The organism is Sphingomonas sp. SAFR-052 (genome assembly GCF_051965015.1).
Classification (GTDB): domain Bacteria; phylum Pseudomonadota; class Alphaproteobacteria; order Sphingomonadales; family Sphingomonadaceae; genus Sphingomonas.
In genome coordinates this window covers 1-545 of record NZ_JBQCMO010000044.1, presented here as the reverse complement: position 1 = coordinate 545, position 545 = coordinate 1, and the positions used below count along the sequence as shown (strand labels likewise).

General features: G+C 60.9%; 1 pseudogene. It reads right to left on the bottom strand.

Annotated features, from left to right (window positions below):
* A pseudogene (locus tag ACTHQV_RS19275) lies at window positions 1-534 on the bottom strand (IS481 family transposase); the annotation flags it as partial.
* Window positions 535-545 lie beyond the last annotated feature (11 nt).

Here is a 545-nt window from a genome sequence, read left to right as displayed (position 1 = left end):
TCGGTCAGGATCGTGTGGATGCGATACGGCACGGCTCTCAACAGGTGTTCGAGGAATTCCCATGCTGTCCGGCGATCAGCCTTGTCGACCAGCTGCGTGACGGCGAACTTGCTTGTGCGGTCAATGCCGACGAACAGGTAGAGCTTGCCTTCGGCGGTCTGCACCTCAGCGATATCAATGTGGAAGAAGCCAATCGGATAACGCTTGAAGCGCTGCCGCTTCGGCTTGTCGCCTTCGAGATCCGGCAGGCGGGAAATACCATGCCGCTGTAGGCAGCGGTGCAGCGCTGACCGCGTCAGATGCGCTATCGACGGCTGCAGGGCGTAGAGGCAGTCATCCAGGGGCAGCAATGTGTGGCGCCGGAATGCCACAACCATCGCCTCCTCCGCCTCGGACAAGGTCGTTGAATGAGGGGCCTTCGGCCCGGTCTTCAAATCCTCGACCGTCGCCCTCTTGCGCCACTTCGCAACCGTCTTCGGGTTAATCCCGAGTTCCCGGCTCAGCGTCGCGAGCGAAGCTTGCGACATGCTGTATTGCTGCTCGGA